This window comes from Acinetobacter brisouioides (genome assembly GCF_004331075.1).
Classification (GTDB): domain Bacteria; phylum Pseudomonadota; class Gammaproteobacteria; order Pseudomonadales; family Moraxellaceae; genus Acinetobacter.
Genome location: NZ_SJNX01000008.1, coordinates 64446 through 89026 on the forward strand (window position 1 = coordinate 64446; position 24581 = coordinate 89026).

General features: G+C 39.1%; 24 protein-coding genes. 14 read left to right on the forward strand and 10 right to left on the reverse strand.

The annotated features are described in order from the left end of the window. Window positions 1–26 precede the first annotated feature (26 nt). The 4 genes from tusD to E0H77_RS11455 are packed head-to-tail and all read left to right on the forward strand — an operon-like array spanning window position 27 to window position 1398. The gene (gene tusD, locus E0H77_RS11440; protein WP_131315234.1) at window positions 27–395 is read left to right on the forward strand and encodes a sulfurtransferase complex subunit TusD; all 369 of its coding nucleotides are present in this window, start codon (window positions 27–29) and stop codon (window positions 393–395) included. Window positions 396–437: 42 nt separating this feature from the next. After that, the gene (locus E0H77_RS11445; RefSeq protein ID WP_131315235.1) at window positions 438–788 is read left to right on the forward strand and encodes a hypothetical protein; all 351 of its coding nucleotides are present in this window, start codon (window positions 438–440) and stop codon (window positions 786–788) included. Window positions 789–793: 5 nt separating this feature from the next. Next, window positions 794–1075, forward strand: a complete 282-nt coding sequence (locus tag E0H77_RS11450) for a DsrH/TusB family sulfur metabolism protein (protein WP_131378113.1) — start codon at window positions 794–796, stop codon at window positions 1073–1075. Window positions 1076–1086: 11 nt separating this feature from the next. Further along, complete coding sequence (locus E0H77_RS11455; protein ID WP_131378115.1) at window positions 1087–1398, forward strand: TusE/DsrC/DsvC family sulfur relay protein; 312 nt, start codon at window positions 1087–1089, stop codon at window positions 1396–1398. Between the two features lie 42 nt (window positions 1399–1440). On the opposite strand, the gene E0H77_RS11460 is transcribed toward E0H77_RS11455, so the two are convergent. From E0H77_RS11460 to E0H77_RS11470, 3 genes are all read right to left on the reverse strand, one after another. Next, complete coding sequence (locus E0H77_RS11460) at window positions 1441–3309, reverse strand: SurA N-terminal domain-containing protein (protein WP_131378117.1); 1869 nt, start codon at window positions 3307–3309, stop codon at window positions 1441–1443. Window positions 3310–3439: 130 nt separating this feature from the next. Next, window positions 3440–3712 carry an HU family DNA-binding protein gene (locus E0H77_RS11465; RefSeq protein WP_004751847.1) on the reverse strand — a complete coding sequence of 91 codons (273 nt, stop codon included), beginning with the start codon at window positions 3710–3712 and terminating at the stop codon, window positions 3440–3442. Window positions 3713–3862: 150 nt separating this feature from the next. Beyond that, on the reverse strand, window positions 3863–4333 hold the full coding sequence (locus E0H77_RS11470; RefSeq protein ID WP_131315238.1) for a phasin family protein: 471 nt from the start codon (window positions 4331–4333) through the stop codon (window positions 3863–3865). 182 nt (window positions 4334–4515) lie between these two features. Here E0H77_RS11470 and E0H77_RS11475 point away from each other — a divergent pair, with 182 nt between their 5' ends. The 8 genes from E0H77_RS11475 to fdx all read left to right on the forward strand — a co-directional run bounded on the left by E0H77_RS11475 (window position 4516) and on the right by fdx (window position 10620). Continuing rightward, a complete protein-coding gene (locus tag E0H77_RS11475; RefSeq protein WP_131315239.1) occupies window positions 4516–5163 on the forward strand; it encodes a hypothetical protein in 648 nt (215 codons plus the stop codon). Between the two features lie 115 nt (window positions 5164–5278). After that, window positions 5279–5752, forward strand: a complete 474-nt coding sequence (locus E0H77_RS11480; RefSeq protein ID WP_131315240.1) for an Rrf2 family transcriptional regulator — start codon at window positions 5279–5281, stop codon at window positions 5750–5752. Window position 5753: 1 nt separating this feature from the next. Next, the gene (locus tag E0H77_RS11485; protein ID WP_131378119.1) at window positions 5754–6971 is read left to right on the forward strand and encodes an IscS subfamily cysteine desulfurase; all 1218 of its coding nucleotides are present in this window, start codon (window positions 5754–5756) and stop codon (window positions 6969–6971) included. A 74-nt stretch (window positions 6972–7045) separates the two neighbouring features. Further along, a complete protein-coding gene (gene iscU, locus E0H77_RS11490) occupies window positions 7046–7432 on the forward strand; it encodes a Fe-S cluster assembly scaffold IscU (protein ID WP_131315242.1) in 387 nt (128 codons plus the stop codon). Window positions 7433–7463: 31 nt separating this feature from the next. Then, the gene (gene iscA, locus E0H77_RS11495) at window positions 7464–7784 is read left to right on the forward strand and encodes an iron-sulfur cluster assembly protein IscA (protein ID WP_131378121.1); all 321 of its coding nucleotides are present in this window, start codon (window positions 7464–7466) and stop codon (window positions 7782–7784) included. A gap of 82 nt (window positions 7785–7866) precedes the next feature. After that, window positions 7867–8382 carry a Fe-S protein assembly co-chaperone HscB gene (hscB, locus tag E0H77_RS11500; RefSeq protein WP_131378123.1) on the forward strand — a complete coding sequence of 172 codons (516 nt, stop codon included), beginning with the start codon at window positions 7867–7869 and terminating at the stop codon, window positions 8380–8382. Window positions 8383–8407: 25 nt separating this feature from the next. After that, window positions 8408–10273, forward strand: a complete 1866-nt coding sequence (gene hscA, locus E0H77_RS11505; RefSeq protein WP_131378125.1) for a Fe-S protein assembly chaperone HscA — start codon at window positions 8408–8410, stop codon at window positions 10271–10273. A gap of 8 nt (window positions 10274–10281) precedes the next feature. Then, complete coding sequence (gene fdx / locus E0H77_RS11510) at window positions 10282–10620, forward strand: ISC system 2Fe-2S type ferredoxin (RefSeq protein WP_131315246.1); 339 nt, start codon at window positions 10282–10284, stop codon at window positions 10618–10620. Between the two features lie 3 nt (window positions 10621–10623). On the opposite strand, the gene E0H77_RS11515 is transcribed toward fdx, so the two are convergent. The 3 genes from E0H77_RS11515 to mfd all read right to left on the reverse strand — a co-directional run bounded on the left by E0H77_RS11515 (window position 10624) and on the right by mfd (window position 16174). Further along, on the reverse strand, window positions 10624–12102 hold the full coding sequence (locus E0H77_RS11515) for an adenylate/guanylate cyclase domain-containing protein (RefSeq protein WP_131378127.1): 1479 nt from the start codon (window positions 12100–12102) through the stop codon (window positions 10624–10626). Window positions 12103–12143: 41 nt separating this feature from the next. Further along, complete coding sequence (locus tag E0H77_RS11520; RefSeq protein ID WP_004751830.1) at window positions 12144–12578, reverse strand: HIT domain-containing protein; 435 nt, start codon at window positions 12576–12578, stop codon at window positions 12144–12146. A gap of 131 nt (window positions 12579–12709) precedes the next feature. Continuing rightward, window positions 12710–16174 (reverse strand): transcription-repair coupling factor, encoded by a 3465-nt coding sequence (mfd, locus tag E0H77_RS11525; RefSeq protein ID WP_131378300.1) that lies wholly within the window; start codon window positions 16172–16174, stop codon window positions 12710–12712. A 720-nt stretch (window positions 16175–16894) separates the two neighbouring features. Here mfd and E0H77_RS11530 point away from each other — a divergent pair. Continuing rightward, window positions 16895–17110: a cold-shock protein gene (locus E0H77_RS11530; RefSeq protein ID WP_131315248.1), complete on the forward strand. Its 216-nt coding sequence runs from the start codon at window positions 16895–16897 to the stop codon at window positions 17108–17110. A gap of 110 nt (window positions 17111–17220) precedes the next feature. After that, a complete protein-coding gene (locus E0H77_RS11535; protein WP_131378129.1) occupies window positions 17221–17451 on the forward strand; it encodes a hypothetical protein in 231 nt (76 codons plus the stop codon). A 348-nt stretch (window positions 17452–17799) separates the two neighbouring features. Here the strand turns inward: E0H77_RS11535 and E0H77_RS11540 are convergent, their stop codons facing one another. From E0H77_RS11540 to E0H77_RS11555, 4 genes are all read right to left on the reverse strand, one after another. Further along, the gene (locus E0H77_RS11540) at window positions 17800–20340 is read right to left on the reverse strand and encodes a bifunctional diguanylate cyclase/phosphodiesterase (protein WP_131378131.1); all 2541 of its coding nucleotides are present in this window, start codon (window positions 20338–20340) and stop codon (window positions 17800–17802) included. Between the two features lie 1020 nt (window positions 20341–21360). After that, entirely contained in the window at window positions 21361–22239 is an 879-nt protein-coding gene (locus E0H77_RS11545) for a DMT family transporter (protein WP_416240518.1), read from the reverse strand. 85 nt (window positions 22240–22324) lie between these two features. Then, entirely contained in the window at window positions 22325–23548 is a 1224-nt protein-coding gene (hcaD, locus tag E0H77_RS11550) for a 3-phenylpropionate/cinnamic acid dioxygenase ferredoxin--NAD(+) reductase subunit (RefSeq protein WP_131378135.1), read from the reverse strand. 12 nt (window positions 23549–23560) lie between these two features. Next, a complete protein-coding gene (locus E0H77_RS11555) occupies window positions 23561–24517 on the reverse strand; it encodes a 3-carboxyethylcatechol 2,3-dioxygenase (RefSeq protein ID WP_131378137.1) in 957 nt (318 codons plus the stop codon). Window positions 24518–24581 lie beyond the last annotated feature (64 nt).

The following is a 24581-nucleotide window of genomic DNA, read 5'->3' on the forward strand; positions in this document are numbered from 1 at the left end:
CCATATTCTTTGTAAAGTGATTTGTTATGAGCACCCTAATTCTTGTCACCGCTTCTCCACATTCTGTTTTGGCTTGGCATGCACTAGGCACAGTGCAAGCACTCCAAGCTACAAATCAAAGTTTTCGGGTTTTTTTCTATCAGGATGGGGTTATGGTGGCAAACACCCTGAACTGGTATCCTGATGACCAGCGCCAATTGACACAGGAATGGCAAAAACTCGGTATTCGTTTACCTGTTTGTGTCAGTGCAGCGTTAGCTAGGGGCATTACTGATCAAGAAAATGCCGAACGCCACCAATTAACACAATTTAACCTCGCATCAGGCTTTGAGCTGGTTGGTCTAGGGGAATTCGCCGATGCTGTTCAAAACACCACTCGTTTAGTTCAATTCTAGAAGCTTTGCACGTGTGTTTTGTTGTTTTTAAAAGGTAGTTCTGTGAAAACTGTTCTTGTTATTTTAACTCAAGCCAATCTAATGCAAGCACAAAGCAATGAAAGCTTGTCTGCAACGATGGTACTAGCAACATTTGGCTGTCAGGTCAAAGTCTTATTTAAAGATGCGGCATTAAGCCTACTCAAAAATGATTTGGTTTTTAATCCATCGACACATGCCTTCAAACTCGGCTCAAACATGGTAGATAGTTTTGAGTTTTATGACCTCACGCCGATTTATGTGGAACGTCAGCAACAGCAGCATGCTTTTGTGAAACAAAGTCAACATGAAATTGAGTTTATTGAACTCAATCCAGAATTTCTACAAAATTTTGAACACGTGCTTTACTGGTAAATATCATGTCAAATTCAACACTCTTTTTAATTCAGGGCGATTATAGTAAAGCAACGTCATTGCTCGCACAGCTGCAACAAATGGCAACCCCACAAGATCATGTTGTGTTAATGGCAGAATCCGTTTTACTGTATGCTAAACCTGCCTTAAAACTTTATACATGCTATATGCTTAAAGCCGATGCAGACATCTTACCCGAAGCAAATTCTACCAGTTTGAATATCATTGATTATTCAGAGTTTACTACTTTATTATTGCAACATACACGCTGCATCAGCTTGAAATAATTGAGAAAAATATGACTTTACAACTCGACCAAGATGGCCATTTGCTAGATTATCGAATTTGGAATGAGGATATTGCTCAAGAACTTGCAAACAGTCTAGACATTCAACTTACTGCATGGCATTTTGAAATTTTACATGCAGTTCGCCAATTTTATCAGCAATTTGGACACTCACCAGCAACCCGCCCTCTGATCAAATATTTGATGAAAAGCGTCAGCCCAGAGATTAATAATGCTGTATTGCAACAACAATTCAATACAGGTTTAGTCGCTCGTCATCTCAGTCGTCTTGCGGGTGTACCTAAACCTGCCAATTGTTTATAAATTTCATCTCAATAAAAAAAGCGCCGAAGCGCTTTTTTTATTTTATTTGATTTTTGCTTTGGACTTTAAATATTCAACATAATCCGCAAGCTCTTGCTCACTACGGCTCTGTTGATACCAATTTTGCAATTGTTGCATTTGTTCTGCACTAATGGCTTTCATATCCATTGGCACAACCTTAGACACTGCAATCACTATCATCTCATTTGGTAAAGTTGTAGTTGCAACAGACCACATGCCTTCTTTTGGTGTTGGTAGCGTAAATGCAATGTTAGATACTTCTTTCTTCAAGCCTTGACGCGGGAACACGCCTGCTTTCTGAAACTTAATGCTTGATTGCGCCAATACTTGTGCAGCAGGTTGTGTTTTAAAACCATTGAATGTCGCTGCCAAATGCTGTTTTGCGACAACTTCAGCTTTTTGATCAAGCACTTTTGCACGAATCGCAGCGGTTGCCTGAGCTAAAGATTGTGTGCCTGGAGCATAATAGTTGCGCACTTTAACCCAAACTACACTACCATTTGCTAACTGAATGCTACTTGATGCATTACGATCACCATTTTTCACATCATCATTAAAGAGTTTGCTTTTTACAGATGTATCACTTAAGTACGGATCTCTGGTCCAAACAGTCACTGCTTTTGCAGATTGTACTTTGGCAGCTTTTACTTGCTGGGTCACAACATCCAAAGCATCATTGCTAATGACAGTATCATTTAATTTATTGACAGCATCACTAAACGCATTGGCTTTTTTACTTTTCTCAATATCTGCAACCAATTGTGATTTCATCGCATCAAGCGATGCAATTTTTGCATTTGGTGTTTTCACTTCAATAATGTGATAACCAAAAGTTGTTTTTACTGGCTGTGAAACTTGGTCATCTGCCAAAGTAGCAACAGCACCATCAAACTCTTTTGAGCCTAACGTACCTGCTTTATAGCCATCCAGTAAACCGCCTTTATCTTTCGATGTTGGGTCTTCAGAATACTGTTTTGCAGCATCTGCAAATGACATACCCGCTTTAATTTTTGCTTCAATATCATTTGCAAGTTTCAACGCAGCAGCATCACCACGATTATCATGGCTAATTAAAATATGGCGAACTTCTTTTGCCACATTTTTTTTCTGAGTTACTACATATTTGCTATATGCCTGCTGAATTTCAGCATCTGTTGGTGCAGCAGTCGATGTATTCATCATGGCTGATGTTAACACAACATAATCAACATCAACACTCGCATTTTGTTTGAAACTGCTTTTGTGTTTATTGTAATAGTCTGCAATTTCCTGACTGCTTGCAGTTAACCCTTTTTTATATTCATCTAGTTTAACGCTCGCCAAATAAATCTCACGCTGTTCAGTTTGAATTGTTGCCAAACGCTGAATATCGCTCTTGTCGAGTAATGTGTAATTAGAAATCGTTCCTGAAAGCATTTTTAATGCCTGATCTTTACGCAAATTTGCAATCAAGGCTTCCTTGGTCATGCCACTGCTACGCAAATAACGACCAAAAGCTTCATCACTAAATTTACCATTGACTTGAAATTCAGGTACTTGTGACAACATGGTCACAAACTGCGCATCACTTAGATTCAAGCCAATTTTTTGTGCTTGTTGAAGCAGTAACTGACGAGCAATTAGGGTATCTAGTGCATTATTACGAATCGCATCCATATTGAGTAAAGATGCATCACCTTGAACATATTGCAAATATTGCTGTTGATAAGCCTTAACCAAATCATCAAGATCTTTATTTGTAATGTCTTGACCATTTATTGTTTTAGCTACATCGGTTTTTTTCGATCCACTAAAATATCCTTCAATACCTACTAACGCTAAAGGAGTCAGGAATAACACCAGCAATGCGATGCCCAACCAACCTTTGATCAGTTTACGAAACGATTCCATAAGTATTCCAATATTTTATTTGTGTGCGATTTTAACTGAAATCTATAAATGAATGAACGGATTTGCCTTGTTTATTTCGCCAATTCAATAAAAAACGCGCCTTTAGGCGCGTTTAATTGGCTGTCTTATCTTATGCAACAGCGTCTTTCAAGCCTTTACCTGCTTTAAAGCTAGGTACTTTACTGGCTTCAATGTGCAATTCTGCACCAGTTTTTGGGTTACGGCCTGTACGCGCACTGCGCTCTTTGACGCTAAATGTACCAAAGCCCACCAAAGTTACTGTGTCACCCGCTTTTAACGCTTCAGAAATTGAAGCAATAGTCGCATCCAATGCTTTTCCTGCATCAGTTTTAGACAATCCCCCTTTTGTAGCAATCGCATCAATTAATTCTGATTTATTCATGAAGATTACGTCCTCTTAATTTGGTTGTTTAAGATCCAAGGCTTTCGTATATAACCATACCGCCTTTATAGCAATGCTTGAGGTGAAAAGGCAATACTCATCAAATGCTTTTATAAGGTTTTCCCTGCAAAAAACCATGAAAATGCACATTTATTGAGAGCTTTGCGAAAGCTGCTGTCGCAACTCATGATTTTCTTCAATTAACGTATCAACTTTACTGTGCAGTAATAGAATCAATTGTTCGAGATGCTGAATGTCTTTACTCGATGCCAATCCCAAGCGATTAAGTGAGGTGTTAACACTCTGATCTAGTATTTTTTCGACTTTGTCTTTGGTTTCATAAACCGATTCTAAAGCTTTATCTGTCACTTTAGTCACAGTTTGATCTGCAAAATCCAAAGTCTTGGCTTCGAGTTCTTCGCCCACTTTGACTAGCGAGTCAAAGAATTTATTGCCTTCTTCTTCAGCACGTGAAAATGCACCTAATCCTGCCAACCAAATTTGTTGGGTATACTTGCGAAAATCCAAAGCAGTTTTTTGATTCTGCTTATTTTTTTTCACTTGCGGCTCAACTGCCATGTCCTCAGATTCATTTTGCTGTTTTATTGTTCTGTTACTCATGCAGTTTCCCCTCTCTTTATATATCAACAACTGATTTGCGCATAATCACGTTATAATAACAAAGATATGACTTGAACATTTCCCCAAACTGTTCTACAAAACTACTTCATTTTTTCGACCATTTTCATCGTTCGAGGACAATCAGTGAAATCTTTAGATTTTCATTGAGGAATTTTGACTTTATGAGTGAATCTCAGCAAACACAAGAACAGCCCAAGTTATTGTTGAACTTTGGCATGATTGCACTAGAAACTTTTTATAGCTTCATTTTTAAACACGATGATGTAGTGCAATTACATGCAAAAGAATTCATAGACCAACAACTCACAGTCAAAGTGAATTGTTATATTCCCTATGTTGACTTTTATGTGCGTTTTACTCACAAAGGGATTTTGTTCGACATCCAAGCCCCTGACTCACCTGTTGACCTTGAAATTAGTGGCACTGTCTTTGGTTATGTTCAAACTTTAGTCTTGGGTCATAAAAAAAGTGTGCGTGGAATTCGCATGTACGGACATGACAGCCTTAAAGATCCATTCCGAGATCTACTCACCCAACTGGCACTTCCTAAACTCGCTTCTGACTGGAAAAAATGGTTATTTCGTTCAGAACCTGACAGCGAAGTTGTTGCTTCAAAGAAACGTATTGCACCACTTTTAGAAAAAATTGAATATCAACGCTCTAAAATCAATAGCTTACAAGTTGAAGTTAAACAGTATAAAAACCGTCTGCGCCACATAGAAAAAAAGCAACACCGTTTAAATAGTTTTTTTATTACGGTAATTGTCATACTTTTATGTACTTTGCTATATAATAGCTGGGCTAGTTAAAACAATTATTCAATCAGCTTAAATTCCGTCTATCTTATTCCTATCAAAAAAACTTGACTATTTTAGTCAGGATTCATAAAATTTAGACATCTAGTCTAAACATGTGTATCGAATTATGCGTTTAACCACTCGCGGTCGCTACGCAGTGACTGCTTTACTCGATTTAGCTTTGCAGCCACCTGAACAAACGATCACACTTGCAGAAATTGCAGCACGGCAAACAATTTCAGTCGCTTATCTCGAGCAGTTATTTGCTAAGCTGAAACGTCATGGTTTAGTTTCTAGCGTTCGTGGTGCAAATGGTGGTTACCATTTAGCAAGAAGCGCAAATGAAATTACTATTTTAGAAATTATTGAAGCTGTCAATGAAACAGTGGATGCGACACGTTGTGACCATAAAGGCAACTGTCAAAATGGCGCAATGTGCTTAACTCACGACTTATGGCAAGATCTTTCTCACCATATCGCCGATTATTTAGCAAAAATCTCTTTAGCTGACCTCATTTCTCGTGACAATGTACAAACTGTCTCGATTCGCCAAAACACAGCACCTTATGAGTCAGACCTATTATCGGTTACAGGTATTTAACATGAAACGTCCTATTTATCTTGACTATGCAGCAACAACTCCAGTTGACCCACAAGTTGCTGAACGCATGATGGAATGCTTAACCTTTGATGGTACTTTTGGCAATCCAGCCTCGCGCTCACATGCTTACGGCTGGCAAGCAGAAGAAAAAGTAGAGTATGCACGTGAACAAGTCGCTAATCTTGTTAAAGCCGATCCACGTGAGATTGTTTGGACTTCTGGCGCGACTGAATCAGATAACCTTGCACTAAAAGGTGTTGCTCAGTTCTACGCATCTAAAGGCAAACATATCATTACCAGTAAAATCGAACATAAAGCGGTTTTAGATACTTGCCGTGAGCTTGAAGCAGAAGGCTTTGAAATTACCTATATTGAACCACAACCACAAACAGGTTTGATTACCCCTGAAATGGTGGCTGCTGAACTTCGTCCAGATACGATTTTAGTGTCCCTCATGATGGTGAACAATGAAATTGGTACGGTAACAGATGTTGCTGCCATTGGTGAATTGACTCGCGCCAACAAAACTTTCTTGCATGTTGATGCTGCTCAAGCTGCAGGCAAGATTGAAATTGACCTTAGCCAAATGAAAGTTGACCTGATGAGTTTCTCTGGTCACAAGATTTATGGTCCTAAAGGGATTGGTGCGCTCTATGTGCGTCGTAGCCCACGTGTTCGCCTAAAAGCACAAATGCACGGTGGCGGTCATGAACGCGGTATGCGCTCTGGCACACTTGCAACACATCAAATTGTGGGTATGGGCGAAGCATTTGAACTTGCAGGTAAAAATCTGCATGCTGAACAAACTCGCTTACGTGTGCTTCGTGACAAATTATGGAATGGCTTGCAAAGTCTGGAGCAAGTTTTCCTCAATGGTCACCCGACATACAATGTTGCCAACTATTTAAATGTCAGCTTTAACTTTGTTGAAGGTGAATCTTTAATGATGGCACTTAAAGATGTTGCTGTTTCAAGTGGTTCTGCATGTACTTCTGCAACACTAGAACCATCTTACGTGTTACGTGCACTAGGTTTGTCTGACGAACTTGCGCACAGTTCAATCCGCTTCAGTTTTGGTAAATACACTACCGAAGAAGACATTGATCACGTGATTAGCATTACTCAAACTGCTGTAGAAAAACTCCGTGAGCTTTCACCGCTTTGGGATATGTATAAAGAAGGCATCGACCTTTCAACAGTTGAATGGGCAGAACATTAATCCTTGTGATTGATGTTTTTACCACCATATTAATTAGGATACTCAGGCTGACCCCCTAGGTTCGGAGAAAGACCATGGCATATAGCGAAAAAGTCATTGACCATTATGAAAACCCACGTAACGTTGGTGTACTTGACAAAAATGCAACCAATGTGGGTACAGGTATGGTCGGCGCACCTGCATGTGGCGATGTAATGCGCCTACAAATTCAAGTGAACGATGAAGGTGTAATTGAAGAAGCGCGCTTCAAAACTTATGGTTGCGGCTCAGCAATTGCATCAAGTTCACTCGTAACCGAATGGTTAAAAGGTAAAACACTTGATGAAGCACAAGCGATCAAAAACATTGATATTGCAACTGAATTGGCTTTACCACCTGTGAAGATTCACTGTTCAGTATTGGCAGAAGACGCGATCAAAGCTGCGATTGAAGATTATCGTAGCAAAAAATCAAATGCATAATTGTTTGGCAAGATAAATTCACGGAGTTTTCATGATCCATTTAACTGAAAATGCAGCCGCCCACATTAGCAATTACCTCAGAAATCGTGGTAAGGGTGAAGGCATTCGCGTTGGGGTGAAAACTTCAGGCTGTTCAGGTTTAGCATATGTACTCGAATTTGTAGATGAAATCGATACACATGATCAAATTTTTGAACAGTTTGGCGTAAAAGTCTTTGTTGATCCGAAGAGTCTGGTTTATCTCGAAGGATTAGAAATGGACTATGTTAAAAATGGTCTAAACGAAGGCTTTGAATTTAACAACCCAAACAAAAAAGGTGAATGTGGTTGCGGTGAGTCTTTCACTGTTTAATTATGCCCTTCTCCTTCATTTCCAATAAAACAGTGTATAATTCACTGTTTTATTGACATTTACCTCGTGGAAATCATCTCCCATGAATCATTTTGAGTTGTTCGAATTACCTGTAGCGCTCGATATTGATTTAGCGACTTTGAAAACCAGCTTTTTAAAATTGCAACAACAATATCACCCTGATAAAGCACAAGATAAAGATCAAGCACTCATCAAATCAAGTGCAATTAATCAAGCTTATAAAGTTCTGTCCCATGTCGATAGCCGTGCTGCTTATTTGCTCTCGCTTAAAAAACAAGATCACGGTCTTGATCAGTCTATTCATGATTTTGAGTTTTTACAGTCAGCGCTTGAAATTCGTGAACAACTTGATGAAGCGCAAAATCCAGAGCAACTCCACTCTTTAAAAGATGAAGTAAATCAATGGATTGAAAGTTTGGTTCGTGAATTTAAAATCGATTATGATGATGAAGAATGGGGCGAAGCACGCGATACTGTACGCAAGTTACGTTTTTTCCAGCGTGTCATGAATGACATTGATAAAGCTGAAGATCAGTTACTTGATGATGACCAGTATGATCTGGATGATGATTTTTAATTTTTATATTCAAGGATTTTAACAGATGGCTCTCTTGCAAATTGCTGAACCTGGTCAGTCAAGTGCGCCTCACGAACACCGTGTTGCGATTGGTATTGATTTAGGCACAACGCACTCTTTGGTTGCCACTGTACGCTCAGGTCAAGCTAAAGTTTTACAAGATGAACATGGTCGGGTTTTATTGCCATCGATTGTGCATTATGCAAAAGAACAAAATGCTTATGGCGAGGAAGCCAAACCATTTGTTACCCGTGACCCGAAAAACACCATTGTTTCAGTCAAACGCTTCATGGGTCGTTCTAAAGCAGATATCAAATTTCAGCATCCGTATGAACTGGTTGGGGCAGACAATGAAATGCCTGCATTCCAAACCAATGCTGGACCAAAAACACCTGTTGAAATTTCTGCCGACATTTTAAAGCAACTTAAACTGCGTGCCGAAGACAGCATTCAACAACCACTCACTGGGGCTGTAATCACCGTTCCTGCATATTTTGATGAAGCCCAGCGCCAAGCAACACGAGATGCTGCACAGCTTGCAGGCTTAAATGTTTTACGCTTATTGAATGAGCCTACAGCCGCAGCGGTTGCATATGGTTTAGATCAGGAAACCAATTTGTCGACTGATCGCAACTATGTCATTTATGACTTGGGTGGCGGTACATTTGACGTATCAATTTTACGTTTCTCGCAAGGTGTGTTTGAAGTACTGGCAACAGGCGGACATACTGCGCTAGGTGGCGATGACCTCGACCGTTTAATCGTTAAATGGGCGAAAAAACAGTTAAATCTAGATGAGCTAGATGATGCTGAACATGCCCACTTCATGGTAACAGCACGTAAAGCTAAAGAGCAACTGTCTGAGCAAGAACATGTTCAATTACATTTGCTTGATCAAGTGATTAGCCTTGATCGTCCAACATTTGAATCGATTATTCAAGTTGCCCTTGACCGCACTATTAACGTCTGCAAACGTGTACTGCGCGATGCCAAACTTGAGCTCAGTGACATTCAAAATGTCGTGCTGGTCGGTGGTTCAACACGCTCATATGCCGTAAAGAAAGTCGTTGCTGAAGTTTTCCAGCAAGAGCCTTTGTGTACCATAAACCCAGATGAAGTGGTTGCTATTGGCGCAGCGATTACAGCGAATCAATTGGTTGGTAATAGCCAAGATGGTTCATTACTGCTTGATGTCACACCATTGTCTTTAGGTTTAGAAACCATGGGCGGTCTGGTTGAGCGTCTAATTTCACGTAATACCGCCATTCCTGTAGCACGTCGTCAAGAATTTACCACTTATCAAGATGGTCAAAGCGCCATGCTGATTCATGTGGTACAAGGCGAACGCGATCTGGTTGAGCATTGTCGTTCTTTAGGCCGCTTTGTACTGCGTGGTATTCCACCAATGACTGCGGGTCAAGCACGTATTGAAGTGACGTTCCAAGTCGATGCAGATGGTTTATTGGCTGTGTCTGCGCGTGAAACCACATCAGGTATTGAAGCACATATCGACATTAAACCATCTTACGGTTTATCCGATACCGATATGGAACGCTTACTCCTTGAAGGTTTTCAGCATGCCGAAGAAGACAAGCAACTTCGTCACTTGCAAGAAACCAAAGTTGAAGCTCAACGTGAACTGGAAGCGCTGACTCAAGCACTTAAAACAGATGCCAATTTACTCAATGACACTCAGCTCAGTGAGTTGCAGCAAGCTCAGCAAAAACTTGCCGACCAGTTGCAAGGTCAGGATCTCCAAGCCATTGAGCAAGCTGTCAACCAGCTTAAAGTTCACAGTGATGCTTTTGCCGCGCTACGTATGAACCGTCATATTGACCATGCCCTCAAAGGCACTAAACTAGATGACTGGTCAAACTCAACTTCTGAATAGGTAAAGATATGCCACGTATTAAAGTTCTTCCGCATGCCCAGATTTGCCCTGAAGGTGCAGAGTTTGAAGTCGAAAATCACAGTAATTTATGTGAAAGCTTACTCAAAAATGGTATCAAGATTGAACATGCTTGTGACATGTCTTGTGCATGCACCACTTGTCATGTAATTGTTCGTCGTGGGTTTGACAGTCTAGAAGAGATGAATGATGTTGAAGCTGACTTGCTTGATCGTGCATGGGGTTTAGAACCTGATTCGCGTTTATCTTGTCAGGTAAATGTGGAAAATGAAGATTTAGAAGTTGAAATTCCCAAATACACGATCAACCATGCATCAGAAAACCACTAAATTTTAGACTTTATCGGATTCAAAGCCACTGAGCTTTGAGTCCGAATCCTGCACTTCATCACTGGCGTCTAAACGTGCAATTCCCTGCTCTGTCGTCAAGTCCTGCTGAGTTTGAATCCGCTGTCTCATTTGCTCCAAAACATCAAGCAACTGCTGATATTCATAATGCTGCACTTCATCCAGATTCAACAACAAATGAAAACCTTTGTATTCATAGTCAAACCATTGCTGCAAGTCTGAACGAATTCCTGTATATTTATCAATAAGTTGCCAAGTTCGAATTGGCTCACTCAAACCTTTGAGCTGCATCGGCTCTTTAGGAACACAAACAAACTCATCTTTGACCAAACGATACGTTTCATCAGCAATCAAAATCTCATCAGGATGTGCTGCCGCCTGTAAACGTGCTGCCAAGTTCACATCATGACCAATCAAAGTATAAGACATTCGATAATCTGAGCCATAGTTTCCTACGTGACAATAACCTGTACTCACCCCCATGCGAATATGCAACTCAGGAAAGCCCATTTTTAACCAACGCTCACGGAGTACATGCATTTGCTGCCGCATGGCAATCGCCATTTCTATACAATGTTTGGCATCTTGCTCCACACCTCGCGATTGTGGATCGCCAAAGAAAATGAGCATACCATCGCCAATAAATTTATCGAGTGTGCCTTCATAACGCTTGGCAATTTCTGCCATATGGCTCAAATAATCATTTAAGACAAATGCCAAATCATCGGGAATTAATTTTTCAGCCAGTTGGGTAAAACCGATCACATCCGAAAAAAACACCGTCATTCTTTTGCGTTTATAATCAATTTTGGCTTGAGTATCGCCACGCATAATCGACTGCCATAATTGCAAGGGGGCATAACGGCTGAGTTGATTGGAAAACTGAATATAACGATTCATCTGATCCTGATAATAATCTTTAGTTGTCATCAGGTTTTTTAATGCTTTCTTATTAAAATAATTGGTTACGCCAAAGCAGGCACAAAAACAGATAAAACTGTAAATGGTCAAATAGATACTGGCATCTTCAAAATAGTTTTCAAAACCAAAAAATAAAAAAGCACTGATATAAAAGGTCATGACAGCACATAGAAAGCCAAGGCTGTACCCGACAAAAGAAATTTTATTGAATGAGGTTGATAAATACCAAAACGACGCGAGTATTAAGCCACTAAAAACGAAAGATAAATGTACCGCAGATAAAACTGCCGCCACGACGCACAAGTCTAAGACAAAAACAATTTGTTTAATTTGGTGACGGGTAAATTTATGTTTCGCAAGAACAAATATACAAAGTATTGCAATAAAAACAGCTACTGAAAAAATGCTAACCACATAATGCTGAAAGTGTAGAGGCATCGGAAAATAGTAGAGTAACACACCAAACGAAAGCATGAGATAAGCAATGAATCTATACACACTTTCCAGCACAAACTTATTATTTACATTCCGCTCAAATGGCACCTTTGCCCCACCTCTAAGCAACATTATGTGGATAAATGAAATTAGTCCATTCGCCAGTCAAATGGCATTTCACCCTGACCACGTAGTGCCAGCATTAAGGTCTGACGCATATGTGCCAACACATCGTTGCTATACGGCACTGCAGGTAAACCCCAAACAGGTTTTGGCCAAGCAACATCATTTTGATAACGTACAATATGATGGAAATGCAGTTGCGGTACCATGTTGCCTAATGCTGCCACATTCATTTTATCGGCACGAAATACACGTGATAGCTGACTCGACAACCAGCTTGATTCACGTAGGAACTGTTCCTGATCGGCTTGGCTGAGTTCGTACAGTTCGGTAATTCCTGGTACACGAGGAACCAAAATTAACCAAGGAAATTGCATATCGTTCATTAAACGACAAGTTGATAACGGAAAATCACCAACCAAAAAAGTATCTTGCGCAAGTTGCGGATGTAAACTAAACATATCTTTATAAATGGTAAAAATAACGAAAAGTGGTTTTATACTAACATATCCATGTTGACATGAATATGAACGGATTGTGCTTTATCGCTCGAATATACACGATTAGGTGATATATTCGAGCCGCCAAAAAACTAGCTTGCAGGTAATTCCCGAATCAGCTGTACCAAAACATCCTGCATAAAACGAATACGTTTTTCATAGTCTTCCAGCATGACCATAATTTTCAGGCGCTGCCCGCCATCCATACGAAAATAAGCCGGCTGGCGCTGCATCATTTGAATAATACTAATCGCTTGTACAGGCGTATCAGGTGAAAATTCGACATAACCACCATTGCTATTAATATCAATTTTTACAATGCCAAGCTGCTCCGCCTGAATCCGAATTTCATGCACGCTAAACAACTGTTTTACAGCAACAGGTAAAATCCCAAAACGGTCAATCAACTCCATACGGATATTATCGAGTTTTTCCTGACTATTGGTATTGCTGATGCGTTTGTAAAACAGTAAGCGCTGGTGCACATCACCCAAATAGTCATCAGGGATGAGTGCAGGCATATGTAAGTTGATTTCCGCAGTTAAGCTCAATGGTGCATCGAAGTTTGGTGTCCGACCCAATTGAATGGCTTTGGTGGCTTTTTCCAGCATTTCCATATACAAACTAAAACCAATCGCCTGCATTGAACCACTTTGTTTTTCACCTAACAGTTCACCTGCACCACGAATTTCTAGGTCTTCGGTTGCCAACATAAAACCTGCACCCAAAGTTGAAGCACGCTGAATTGCATCTAGGCGTTTTTCGGCATCGCCTTTTAAACCTTTAAGAGAAGGCACCATCAGGTAAGCATAGGCTTGATGATGTGAACGCCCTACACGGCCACGTAGCTGATGCAACTGTGCCAGTCCGAGTTTATCGGCACGTTCAATGATCATGGTGTTGGCATTTGGTACATCAATCCCCGTTTCCACAATAGTTGAACACACCAGGACATTGTATTCCTTGTGGTAAAATTGTTGCATGACTTGCTCCAAGTCACGTTCACGCATTTGTCCATGTGCTACAGCAACCCGTGCTTCAGGCACTAAATGGCGGAGATTTTCCGCTGTACGCTCAATGGTATCGACTTCATTGTGCAAGAAATACACTTGCCCGCCACGCAGCAATTCACGCAAAATCGCTTCTTTAATCGTGGCATCAGTCTGTTCTTGTACAAAAGTTTTCACGGCTAAACGGCGTGCGGGTGGCGTCGCGATAATCGATAAATCACGCATGCCACTAAATGACATATTTAAGGTTCGTGGAATTGGCGTGGCAGTCAGTGTCAGCATGTCCACATCGGCACGCAAGGCTTTAATGCGTTCTTTGTCTCGTACACCAAAACGATGCTCTTCATCGACAATCATTAAGCCCAAATCTTTAAACTGGATATTTTCCTGCAAGATTTTGTGCGTTCCAATCACAATATCGACCTTACCTTGTGCCAGATCTTCAATGGTTTTTTGATGGGTCTTGCTTGAACCAAACCGCGATAACACTTCGATCCGAATCGGCCAATCTGCAAAACGGTCTTTAAACGATTCATAATGCTGCTGAGCCAAGAGCGTGGTCGGCACCAACACTGCAACCTGTTTTGAGTTTTGCACCGCAACAAACGCCGCGCGCATTGCAACTTCGGTTTTACCAAAACCTACATCACCACAGACCAAACGATCCATCGGTTTGGCTTGTTGCATATCATATAACGTGGCTTCAATGGCATTGGCTTGATCCAGCGTTTCCTCATAAGCAAAGCCACTGGCAAACTGCATATACATGCCTTGATCCAGTTCAAAACCAAAACCTGGCTTAGACTGACGACGCGCCTGAATATGCAAAAGCTCGGCAGCAACATCATGAATTTGTTCCAGTGCCTTGCATTTGGCTTTATTCCATGCATCATTACCCAGCTTGTGCAAAGGTGCTAAATCTGGGTCACCACCACTATAACGGCTAATCAGATTCAGGTTCGATACAGGCACATAGATCTTTGCGCCATCTGCATAATCAAGCTGTAAAAATTCATGTTCTTGCTCATCAATGGTTAAATTCACCAAACCAGCATAACGCCCCACCCCATGATCAATATGAACCACAGGTGCACCAATGCTCAGCTCAGTCAAACTACGAACCAGAAACTCTTCAGAAATTTCCTGCTGACGTTTACGGCGACGCTGTACAACCCGATGTTCATACAACTGATTTTCAGAAATCACCGCGAGATGATCATGAATCACTAAACCACGATCTAAAGGTGCATTGGTAATTGCAATCGAATATTGTTCTTTTAAAAACTGCTGAAACGAGTCAACTTGTGGAATATCACCAAAGCTTGGACGCAAGGCATCTTTTAAGGTTTCACGCCGCCCTGCACTTTCTGCAACGAGCAATACAGGATAGCTTACAGCATCGGCATAATGTTTTACTTGGCTAAATGGTCGCTCTAATTTAGCATCCACAGGCAGTTTAGGCGGCGCATCGGTGGCAAGATTGATACCCCCTGCCTTTTCAACAATCGGGTCAACTGAAACCACAATACGGCGAAACTGATTGACCTGCTCCAGAACTTGTTGCGGTTTTAAAAACAAATCTTCAGGAGGCAATAATGGTTGATCGACATTGTGACGGCGGTCTTCATAACGCCGATACACATCTTGCCAAAACTGAGTCAGACTTTCATCCAAATCATCAGTATTGATGACAACAGTCTGTTCAGGAAAGTAACTGGCGAGCGTACTTTGGTTTTGCATCGCTGTCTTTTCAAAAAATAACGGCAAATAAAACTCTAAGCCAGAAGATGCAATCCCATCTAAAGCATCCTGATAAATTGGATTTTTCTTTGGATTTGCTGTTGGAAAACTTTCGGCATAACGCTCACGAAACAACGCACGAGCTTCTTTAAGTGGAAATTCTTTAGCAGGTAAAATACGGAATTGCTGAATGGTTTGCGTAGTACGCTGAGTTTCGGGGTCAAAATATTTCAGGGTGTCAATTTCATCATCAAACAAATCAATCCGAATCGGCGCTTCCTGACCTGATGCATAAACATCGACAATACTACCACGTACCGCAAACTCACCGTGATCATACACAGTGTCAACCAGTTGATAACCTGCCTGAATCAAGCGTTTTTTCTGTTGTTCTAAGTCAAATTTTTGCCCGACAGCTAAATCAAAATGCGCTCCAAGCACCCAAGACACGGGGGCAACACGCTGGGCAAAGGTCGAAGCTGAAACCAGTAAAATTCCTTGCTGCGGCATATTGGCTAAAATAGCCAGTCGTTCCGAGACAATATCTTGATGCGGAGATAAGCGATCATAGGGCAAAATCTCCCAATCTGGGAAAATAGTTGGTTTTAGCCCATAAAACTCAAGTTCACTTTCTAGCTGTGCCAAATGTTGATTGTTACGCGCAATCAGTACAAATAAATGCGAGAATTGTTCGGCAATTTCTTTAAATAATAACGCACCTGCAGAACCAAGTAGCCCACCAATCCAGCGTTTTTCATGCTGCTTAAATTGATTGAGTTTTAGTGCAGAAATTTCTTTGGTAAAAATAGACATGGAATCAAGTTTTAGTCCGTTTTTCATAGGCTAAATACTATCATGTCTACTCTAAGCTGTTCAGAATATTGCACGCAATTTTAGGTTAATCTTTAGAATTTAATGAGGTTCGTTATATAGATAAAACATTAGAAAATAAAAGAAGATGCCAAACTGATTTCAAAATAGACAAACAGCGCTGTTCAAGGCTTATATTTACTATTATTTAAGTTTTACTTCCTCGTGATCTATACTCTCCTTCCATAAAGAACAGAAAAAGAAAGCGTATGAATGAACAAAACCCAATCAATATATATTTCATGGCATGTTCATACAGCACTCATCCCAGCAAACATATATCAAATTAAATATTTGTTTTATAAAAATATTTTTAATAAAATTTATACCACATGCCAGCAAATATATTTTTTCAATTGACCAAAAGAGCCAGATGTAATCCAGATAATGCAGTCTAAAAGTTGTTGTTTTAAAACCATTTAAAAAGAAAAATAAATAGAAGAGATAAAAAAGCTTGAATATAATTTTATTTCGTGTATAGTTCAATTAACTAGAAAAAAAGTATTGTTTAGTAAATCTTCTTTAAGTATCGTAGTTTTAGTCATAATCCTCCGTTTTTTTAAGATCTTAAGCTCAATTCTTATTATTTTTCAAAGTTAAAAATAGTCATTTAAATTTCGAAATGACTAAAAACTCTTAAAACTCATAGGATATATTATGTCTAACTCTAACACAGTAACTGGTACAGTAAAATGGTTTAACGAAGCTAAAGGCTTTGGTTTCATTCAACAAGAATCTGGTCCAGATGTATTTGCTCATTTCAGCGAAATCGCTAACTCAGGTTTCAAAACTTTATTTGAAGGTCAACAAGTATCATTCAGCATCGCTCAAGGTCAAAAAGGCCCGAATGCTGTAAATATTGTTGCACTATAATATTTAATAAAATAAAAAAGTACGTACATCGTACTTTTTTATTTCTAAAAATTTAGAATATTTTAATCTTTATTCCATAATGGAATACATACAATAAAATTGGTAAAAAATTGAATCAAAATCAAAACATTATTGCAAAATCTATAAACGGTACAGAAATTTTAGTATCGCTAGTTCCTTTAAACAAAACACAAAGCACACGTACTGGATTTAAATCAATCGAAGTAGGTAAAAGAGTATTGCTTGAATCTGGAACTGAAGTCGATTTAAATTTAGATGGACGTAGTTTCTACACTGATTTAAATCAGCTATTTAAATTAAATTACAGAGTTATTATTTAAACCTATATTTTTTAGCAGTTAGAATTTAGTTAATTTATATCATACGATGCAATATAATAATAAATTCAATTGAATAAGCTTTAAATACCCTCACCTATCCATGTCTTTCTGATAGTACTGTTTTTAAATCGCTTTTTCTTTGGTACTCAATTCATTTTAGATTCAAATTGGCACACAAAAGTGCCTATTAGGTATAATCTAAAATTATAGATTATTTTTACAGTAATATAATCTATATGGATAATCATCCATAAATTCAAATACCTGTAAAAAGCTGAAAGGCAATTAAAAAACTCTTATCTCATAAAGTTTATAACTTTAATTTTAATTGAACACTCATGGTCTAAATCACAATTTTAAATGATTCATAGGCACAGGTTTTGAATAAAAGTACCCTTGAATCATGTCGCATTCATATTCAGTTAAGAATTTAACCTGTTCATAAATTTCAATGCCTTCAGCAACAACTTCTAAATTTAACTGATGAGCTATTTCAATAATTAACTTAACAATAGCGGTATCTTGCTGGTTAATCGGAAAATTTTCAAAAAAACTTTTATCTAATTTTATTTGATCAACAGGTAGGCGGCGCAAATAGCTTAAACTTGAATAGCCTGTACCAAAATCATCGAGAGAAACCTTGATCCCTAAAGCGCGTATCGCGTGTAAGATTTCAATCGATTTTTGCACATCAGTAATCAACATTCCCTCCGTCACTTCTAATTTTAATAATTGAGGCGGAAGTTGACTCACATTTAAAATTTCTTCTAAATCATTTAAAAAATTCTTTCGATGAAACTCTAATGGTGAAATATTCACGGATACACTTAAAGGACTTTCCCGATTTTTATTTAATTTGGAAATATCATGGCATGCCTGTTGTAAAACCCAACGGCCAATCGAAACAATGTGCCCTGTTCTCTCAGCTAAAGGGATAAAAACATCTGGTGGGATAAAGCCTTTTTCTGGATGAATCCAGCGGATAAGAGCTTCTAATGAAGCAACTTCACCAGTTTTAGGCTTAACTAATGGTTGATAAAACACATTGAACTGAGCTTTTTCTAAAGCTTCGGATAGATCTAAACGTAAATTTATATAATCTATTTTAGGGAGATCATTATATTTTTCCTGATACCAGCTCCATGTATTACGGCCTTGTTTTTTTGCCTCTTGCATCGAGAGGATCGCATGCTGGATTAATTGTATGCCTTGATAAACTTGACTACAATTTTTAGCAATTCCTATGCTGGCAGTAATATGAATTTTATGACCATCTATTTGAAAGGGTGTAGATAAATTTTTCAGTAATCTTTCAGTAAATTCAATCACATGATCAGGAGTTTTAAAATCTAAAAGAACAAGTGCAAATTCATCACCAGATATTCGACTCAGCATGTCTTTATCTCGAATGAAGTTTTTCATTCTAGTTGCAACAGATTGCAATAATTTATCACCAACAATATGACCTAAGCTCTCATTGAGCGGGCTAAAATCATCTAGATCAATATAAAGTAAATATAAATCTTCTTTGGCTTGTATATTTTTTAGCGTTTTTTCCAAGTATTCATCAAAAGTGCGACGATTAAATAACCCTGTTAAATAATCATGCATTTTTTGATATTCAATATATTCTTCATTTACCCACTCTTTCGTCACATCCTGTTGTATTCCAAGAAAGTGTGTACAATGACCTAAATCATCTAAAATAGGCGCTAATGTCAGCTGATTCCAAAACCAGCTACCATCTTTGCGATAATTTTTGATTTTGACTTGTAGTTGAGTTTTTGTCATCAAAGCATTTTTTATTTTTTTGAGTGTGATGGCAGCTGTGTCAGCACCTTGTAAAAAGCGACAATTTCTCCCCATAACTTCAGATTCGGTATAACCTGTTATTGCTAAAAATGCAGCGTTAACATAAACAATCGGCATATCTGAATCGGCATGAGTAATTACTACCCCATGCATGCTATTTTGTATTGCTCTTTCTAGAAGTCGTACACGTTCTTGATAGCGATTTTTAGCAGTAATATCTTTTGCAATCACTAAAATACCAATAATTTTTTCATCATGCTTTATGGGTAAGTTTGTCATATCAAACCATAATAACCCTCCTGAAGCATGATAGACCTGTAGTTCATAATGCTCAGCTTCACCATGTAAGCTACGTTCAAATGCAATTTTTACAGTATTGACTGAGGTTTTAGGCACAAAATTACAATAATATTGCCCTTTGATGTCTTTTTCTAAAAATCCTGTTATTTTCTCAGAAGCGACATTTGCAGAAACAATATAACCTTCAAGATTTACTTCAAATACCGCATCGGGATGATATTTAAAAAATGAGCTATATTTATCATTAATCAATAATTTTTGTTTTCTTTCCTGATCAATCTCAATCGCTAAAGCAACTAAAATAGCAGCACGCTGCAACAGGTTAATTTCAATATTTGAAGGCTTTATCATCGTTCTATAGTAAGTTGCAAAAGTACCATAGAGCTCTCCATCCGTTCCGAGCACAGGCATTGACCAACATGAAGTCAGATTCTCTTTTTGCACAAGATCTTTTTGACGTGACCATTTAGGATCAGTAATTAAATTTTCAGAAATGACTAAATGTTTATAAAAAGCCGCTGAGCCACATGTACCGCTTTTCTCATGAACGAGAACCGCTTTTAACATCTCCTTATATTCATCAGAGAAATTTTGATGGCCACTAATGAGGCGCAATTTTCCAATTGAAGGGTCATAAAGCATGATTGAAACAATCGCATCTTCAATGTGAGTCTCTAGCCATGCTGTAATTGCTTCTAAAACAGTTTTCAGGTTATTGCCTTGACTAATGAGCTGAAATATATGGCTATTATCTTTACTAATAAATTGACTAGCCATTAAAGTCTCCATTGTTTAAGAAAATTAACCTCTTGCTGATTTTACATATAAAATATTTCTTTAAAATACATCTTTGCATAAAAAACAGTCAGAACAAGGCTATTTTAGCGATAAAACTCAAGGCTTTTCATCCAAAATGATGAAATAACCAACTCACTTATACAGTGTTATTTGAGTAATACACTGTCTTAGATCACATATAAAATAATCAAAAGCTGTAAACTATTATGAAAGAAGTCTAATATCGTTAATGTTCATAAAGGCAATTTAAAAGCGCTTTGATCAACCATTAAATTAAGATGTTGCTCCCATTTTTCATCGTATAGTTATCCAAGTTAACTTGGGATTTTGAGTTTTATCTCGTCATAGAAAATGCCTTGTAAGATGACAAGGGCTTTCGCCTCTCGCACTTTAGGATGGCTTGCTTCAAAGCTAATTTGCTACGAAAAATAAACTCATCAAATCATGTTTTAAATAACTGACTACGCAAGAAACAAACTTGAGCATAACTCAATTTCAAACTTTGAAACACCAAAAATAAATTAATTTTTTAAAAAAACAAATTAAGTCAATTATTTAATTTAAATAATAATTAAAAACCACACAAACTATTTACCATTTGTTTAATAACATCTTTTTTATAAGCATAAAAAACTTGCATAAAACTTCTTTCATTCATGTGCTTTTTTCTTTCTGTGAAAAAAGAAAGACAAAGAACGTGTAAACAATCATGAAAGAAATTTATAGAAGGGAGTGATAGCAATTCACCATCGCCGATGGTTGTTTAACTTAAGAAAAATCGTGGTTTATTACTTGGCAAGACACTAGATCAAACATAGGGATAAAAAGCAGAAATTCCCCGCTACTGCGCCAGAAAATATTTTAGTTTGGATCAAAAATCAACATGCTTAATGATTAAGCAACAATAAAAACAGAATAAATCAAAAAACATGTATAGACATTATCTTTGTAATGATTAAACAGCTTTTATCAGTCCATGATGCTGATCATTAAATCAAGCTAAGTTTTTCTAAAATAAAAAAGAATCCCGATCACCACCAACATTACACCAAACAATGCACTTAAATTAAGTTGCTCATGGTTAAACACCGCCCCCAAAGTTAAAGCAATAACGGGTGTGATCACATTACTCAAAGCAATGGTTGCAGGTTTTAATTCCCGAATCAGCCAAAAATAACACAGCATCGCAATAATCGATGAAAATAATATCGTAAATGAAAAGCCAAGCATGCTTTGCAGGCCAGGAAGGTGTTGTGGCATGTGCGGATAAATAAAAGGAATCAACAGCAAAGATGCCAATGCTGAAACCAGCAGGGACCCTGTCGCTTGCGATATCGGTGTGAGTGGTGCTGCAATATGCTTGACCCAAAATATAGAACTAATATAAGAAATAATACTAATAAAAATTAAGATGATACCAATCGGCTGTACCTGATTTCCAGTTTGATCCGCAAAAACCATCATCAAACCAAAGACCGCCATCAACATCCCCCCCCATTGTATGAGAACGAGGCGCTGATTTTTTAAAATAAAATGCCCGATCAATCCAGAAATTAATGGCGACAACCCAAATAGCAAAGCCATCAACCCTGAGGTTAAATAACGGGCAGCTAGATAAATAAAGAGTTGAGCACCGATTAAATTTAGACTGCCTGCGACATAACTCGTGAGTGATTGACGATCTAGTGGCAAGGGATTACGAAAGATGATGAGCAAAATAACCGCTAAAATAGATGCACCTGCATAGCGAATAATTAAAACCCAAAGTGGATAAACTTCTTGCACACTCCATACAATTGCCAGTGGCGTTGCTGCCCAGATCAGGACAAGGGTGGCATAAATTGCAATGTGGGTAAAAGACGTCGATCCCTTAGACATAAACATGAATCATATCCATATAAATCAATCAACCCATGGCGAAAACCGCATGGGTTGATTACATTTAAGCCTGTTATAATTAGACTCAAGCAACCTTGCGTAAATCAATCGCGAGATTTAGCAGTGTTTCTGCATCAAACGGTTGTGCTTTCGCAATCATTTTCTTCAAATGACGCGTTTCTTTTGCTTGATTGACGGTAATGCCTGCAACCAGAATTCCGTTGCGCGTTCCGAACATCACAAAGCTGGCATTTTTACCCTGCTCAATATCCATCTCACCACGAATATGCCATTCTGTGGCAGTCATATCACCGACAAACTGGAAATTCATATCAAGCTGGTCTGTCCAGAACCATGCAGGAGTTTGTTGCGCCAATGGATTGCCCATGGCATGACGCGCAAAAATTCCCGCTTGCTTGTTGGCATTTTCCCAAGTTTCAATACGACGATACTGCCCATCTTCGACCAACTGTGTTGCAACATCACCAGCCGCATAAATATCAGGATCAGAGGTTTGGCAATACTGATTGACTCGAATGGCAAAATCGACATCAAGACCTGCTTCACACGCTAAATCAGCATTGGGTACAATCCCAATTCCGTAAATGACAGCATCACCCGTCAACTGCTGACCATTTTCCAAGGTGAGAATCACTTCTTGGTCACGCAATTCAGCCTGCACCAGTTTGGTATTCAGTTGAATTTCAATACCTGCACGTTGATGCTGTTGCAGTAAAAATTGACTCAAATTGAGTGGAGAACAACGGCCCATGACCATTGCTCCCTGTTCAAGCACTGTGACCTGACAGCCTTTTGCACGCGCACTAGAAGCCAACTCTAAACCGATCACACCACCACCCACGATCAAGATGCGTTTCTCAGGTTGTAATACAGGAATCAGTTTCTGTGAATCTTCAAGATTCCGTAAAGTATAAACATGTTGACCTAGAGCATCTAACATCGGTAAACGGCGTGCTGAACCACCTGTTGCCAATAACAATTTGTCATAGTGAATCACATCACCACTTTTTAAAACAAGCTGATGTGCTTCAGGCTGAAGTTTAACTACAGCATTGTTGCGAATCACTTTGACATTGAGTTCGGCAAGTTTTTGTTCAGAGAGAATTTCCAGCTTGGTTTGTTCTGGCTGTAAAATTGCGTCTTTAGATAGCGGTGGACGTTCATACGGCAGATGAGGTTCATCACCGATCAAAATAATTTCACCAGAAAATTGCTGTGCGCGTAACTCTAAAATTGCACTTGCGCCCGCTTGACCTGCGCCTACAATCACAATGGTTTGAATACTCATGTGTTTTGTCCTTTATTTCAAATTGGCTGTGACAATGCCAAAACCCGCAATCCATTCTGAAATGGCTTCATAACAATGAACTTTCATTTCATAGTCACCCAATGCTGAAAGCGCTGCAAAAGCGGCTATCCATGCTCGAATCTCTTGTCCACCACGTCCACCTTCACGACGGATATCGGCTTCAGTCATTTTTTCAATGGCTGCAAAATCAGCATTTTGAAAAATATCTAACAGCTGTTTATCCCATTCTGGATTGAGCGGAACTGAAACCGAAGTATCACCTGCGGCAAGACGCTGCCCCACAGCAATGACTTTGGCTTGGCGGGCGTTGCGTGCTTCTGTAGTCGGGTGCCGACCTGCAATCAGGAATTCTTCAACTTCAGGAGGTACAGAACCCATTTGTGGTGTTGGTGGATCATGCGACAATCCCCCTGTTCCCAAAATGAGTACGCGTTCATTTTCAAGATTAAGAGACTGAATAAATGAACCTATAGCACGGCCAAGTGCAATCGCACGTTTTGTGGTTGGCAGTGGCGCTGCTGCACCATTGACAAAAACGGGAATCGTCGGGTAACGATCAAGCTGTCCTTCACATAAAAAGTGCAAGGGCTGGGTAACCCCATGATCTGCTTGCATTCGGTAGGAAAATGCAATATCAACGCCTTCATTCAAGACATGACGCACAAGTTGTAGCGCGGTTTGCTCAGGTACATTGAGTTTTCCTGGGCCATAATCCCAATCGCCTGCAGCAGTAGCCCGAAGGCCAACACAGAAACTTGGCATCAGGTCATAAAAGAAACCATTAAAATGATCGGGACCAAAAGTAATAATCAGGGTTGGATCATATTGCTTTAACTCAGCCGCCAAAGCCTTAAACGTTGCACGAACAACTTCTTCCTGACGCTTCTCAATCGGTGAAGCGAACTCCATCAGCGGGCTATGAGATGCACAAATCAGTTTAACAGCCATGTTGAACTCCAAAAACTAGATCGCCAACAGGCGATCTATGTGGGTCTAGAGGACTAGACCTTTA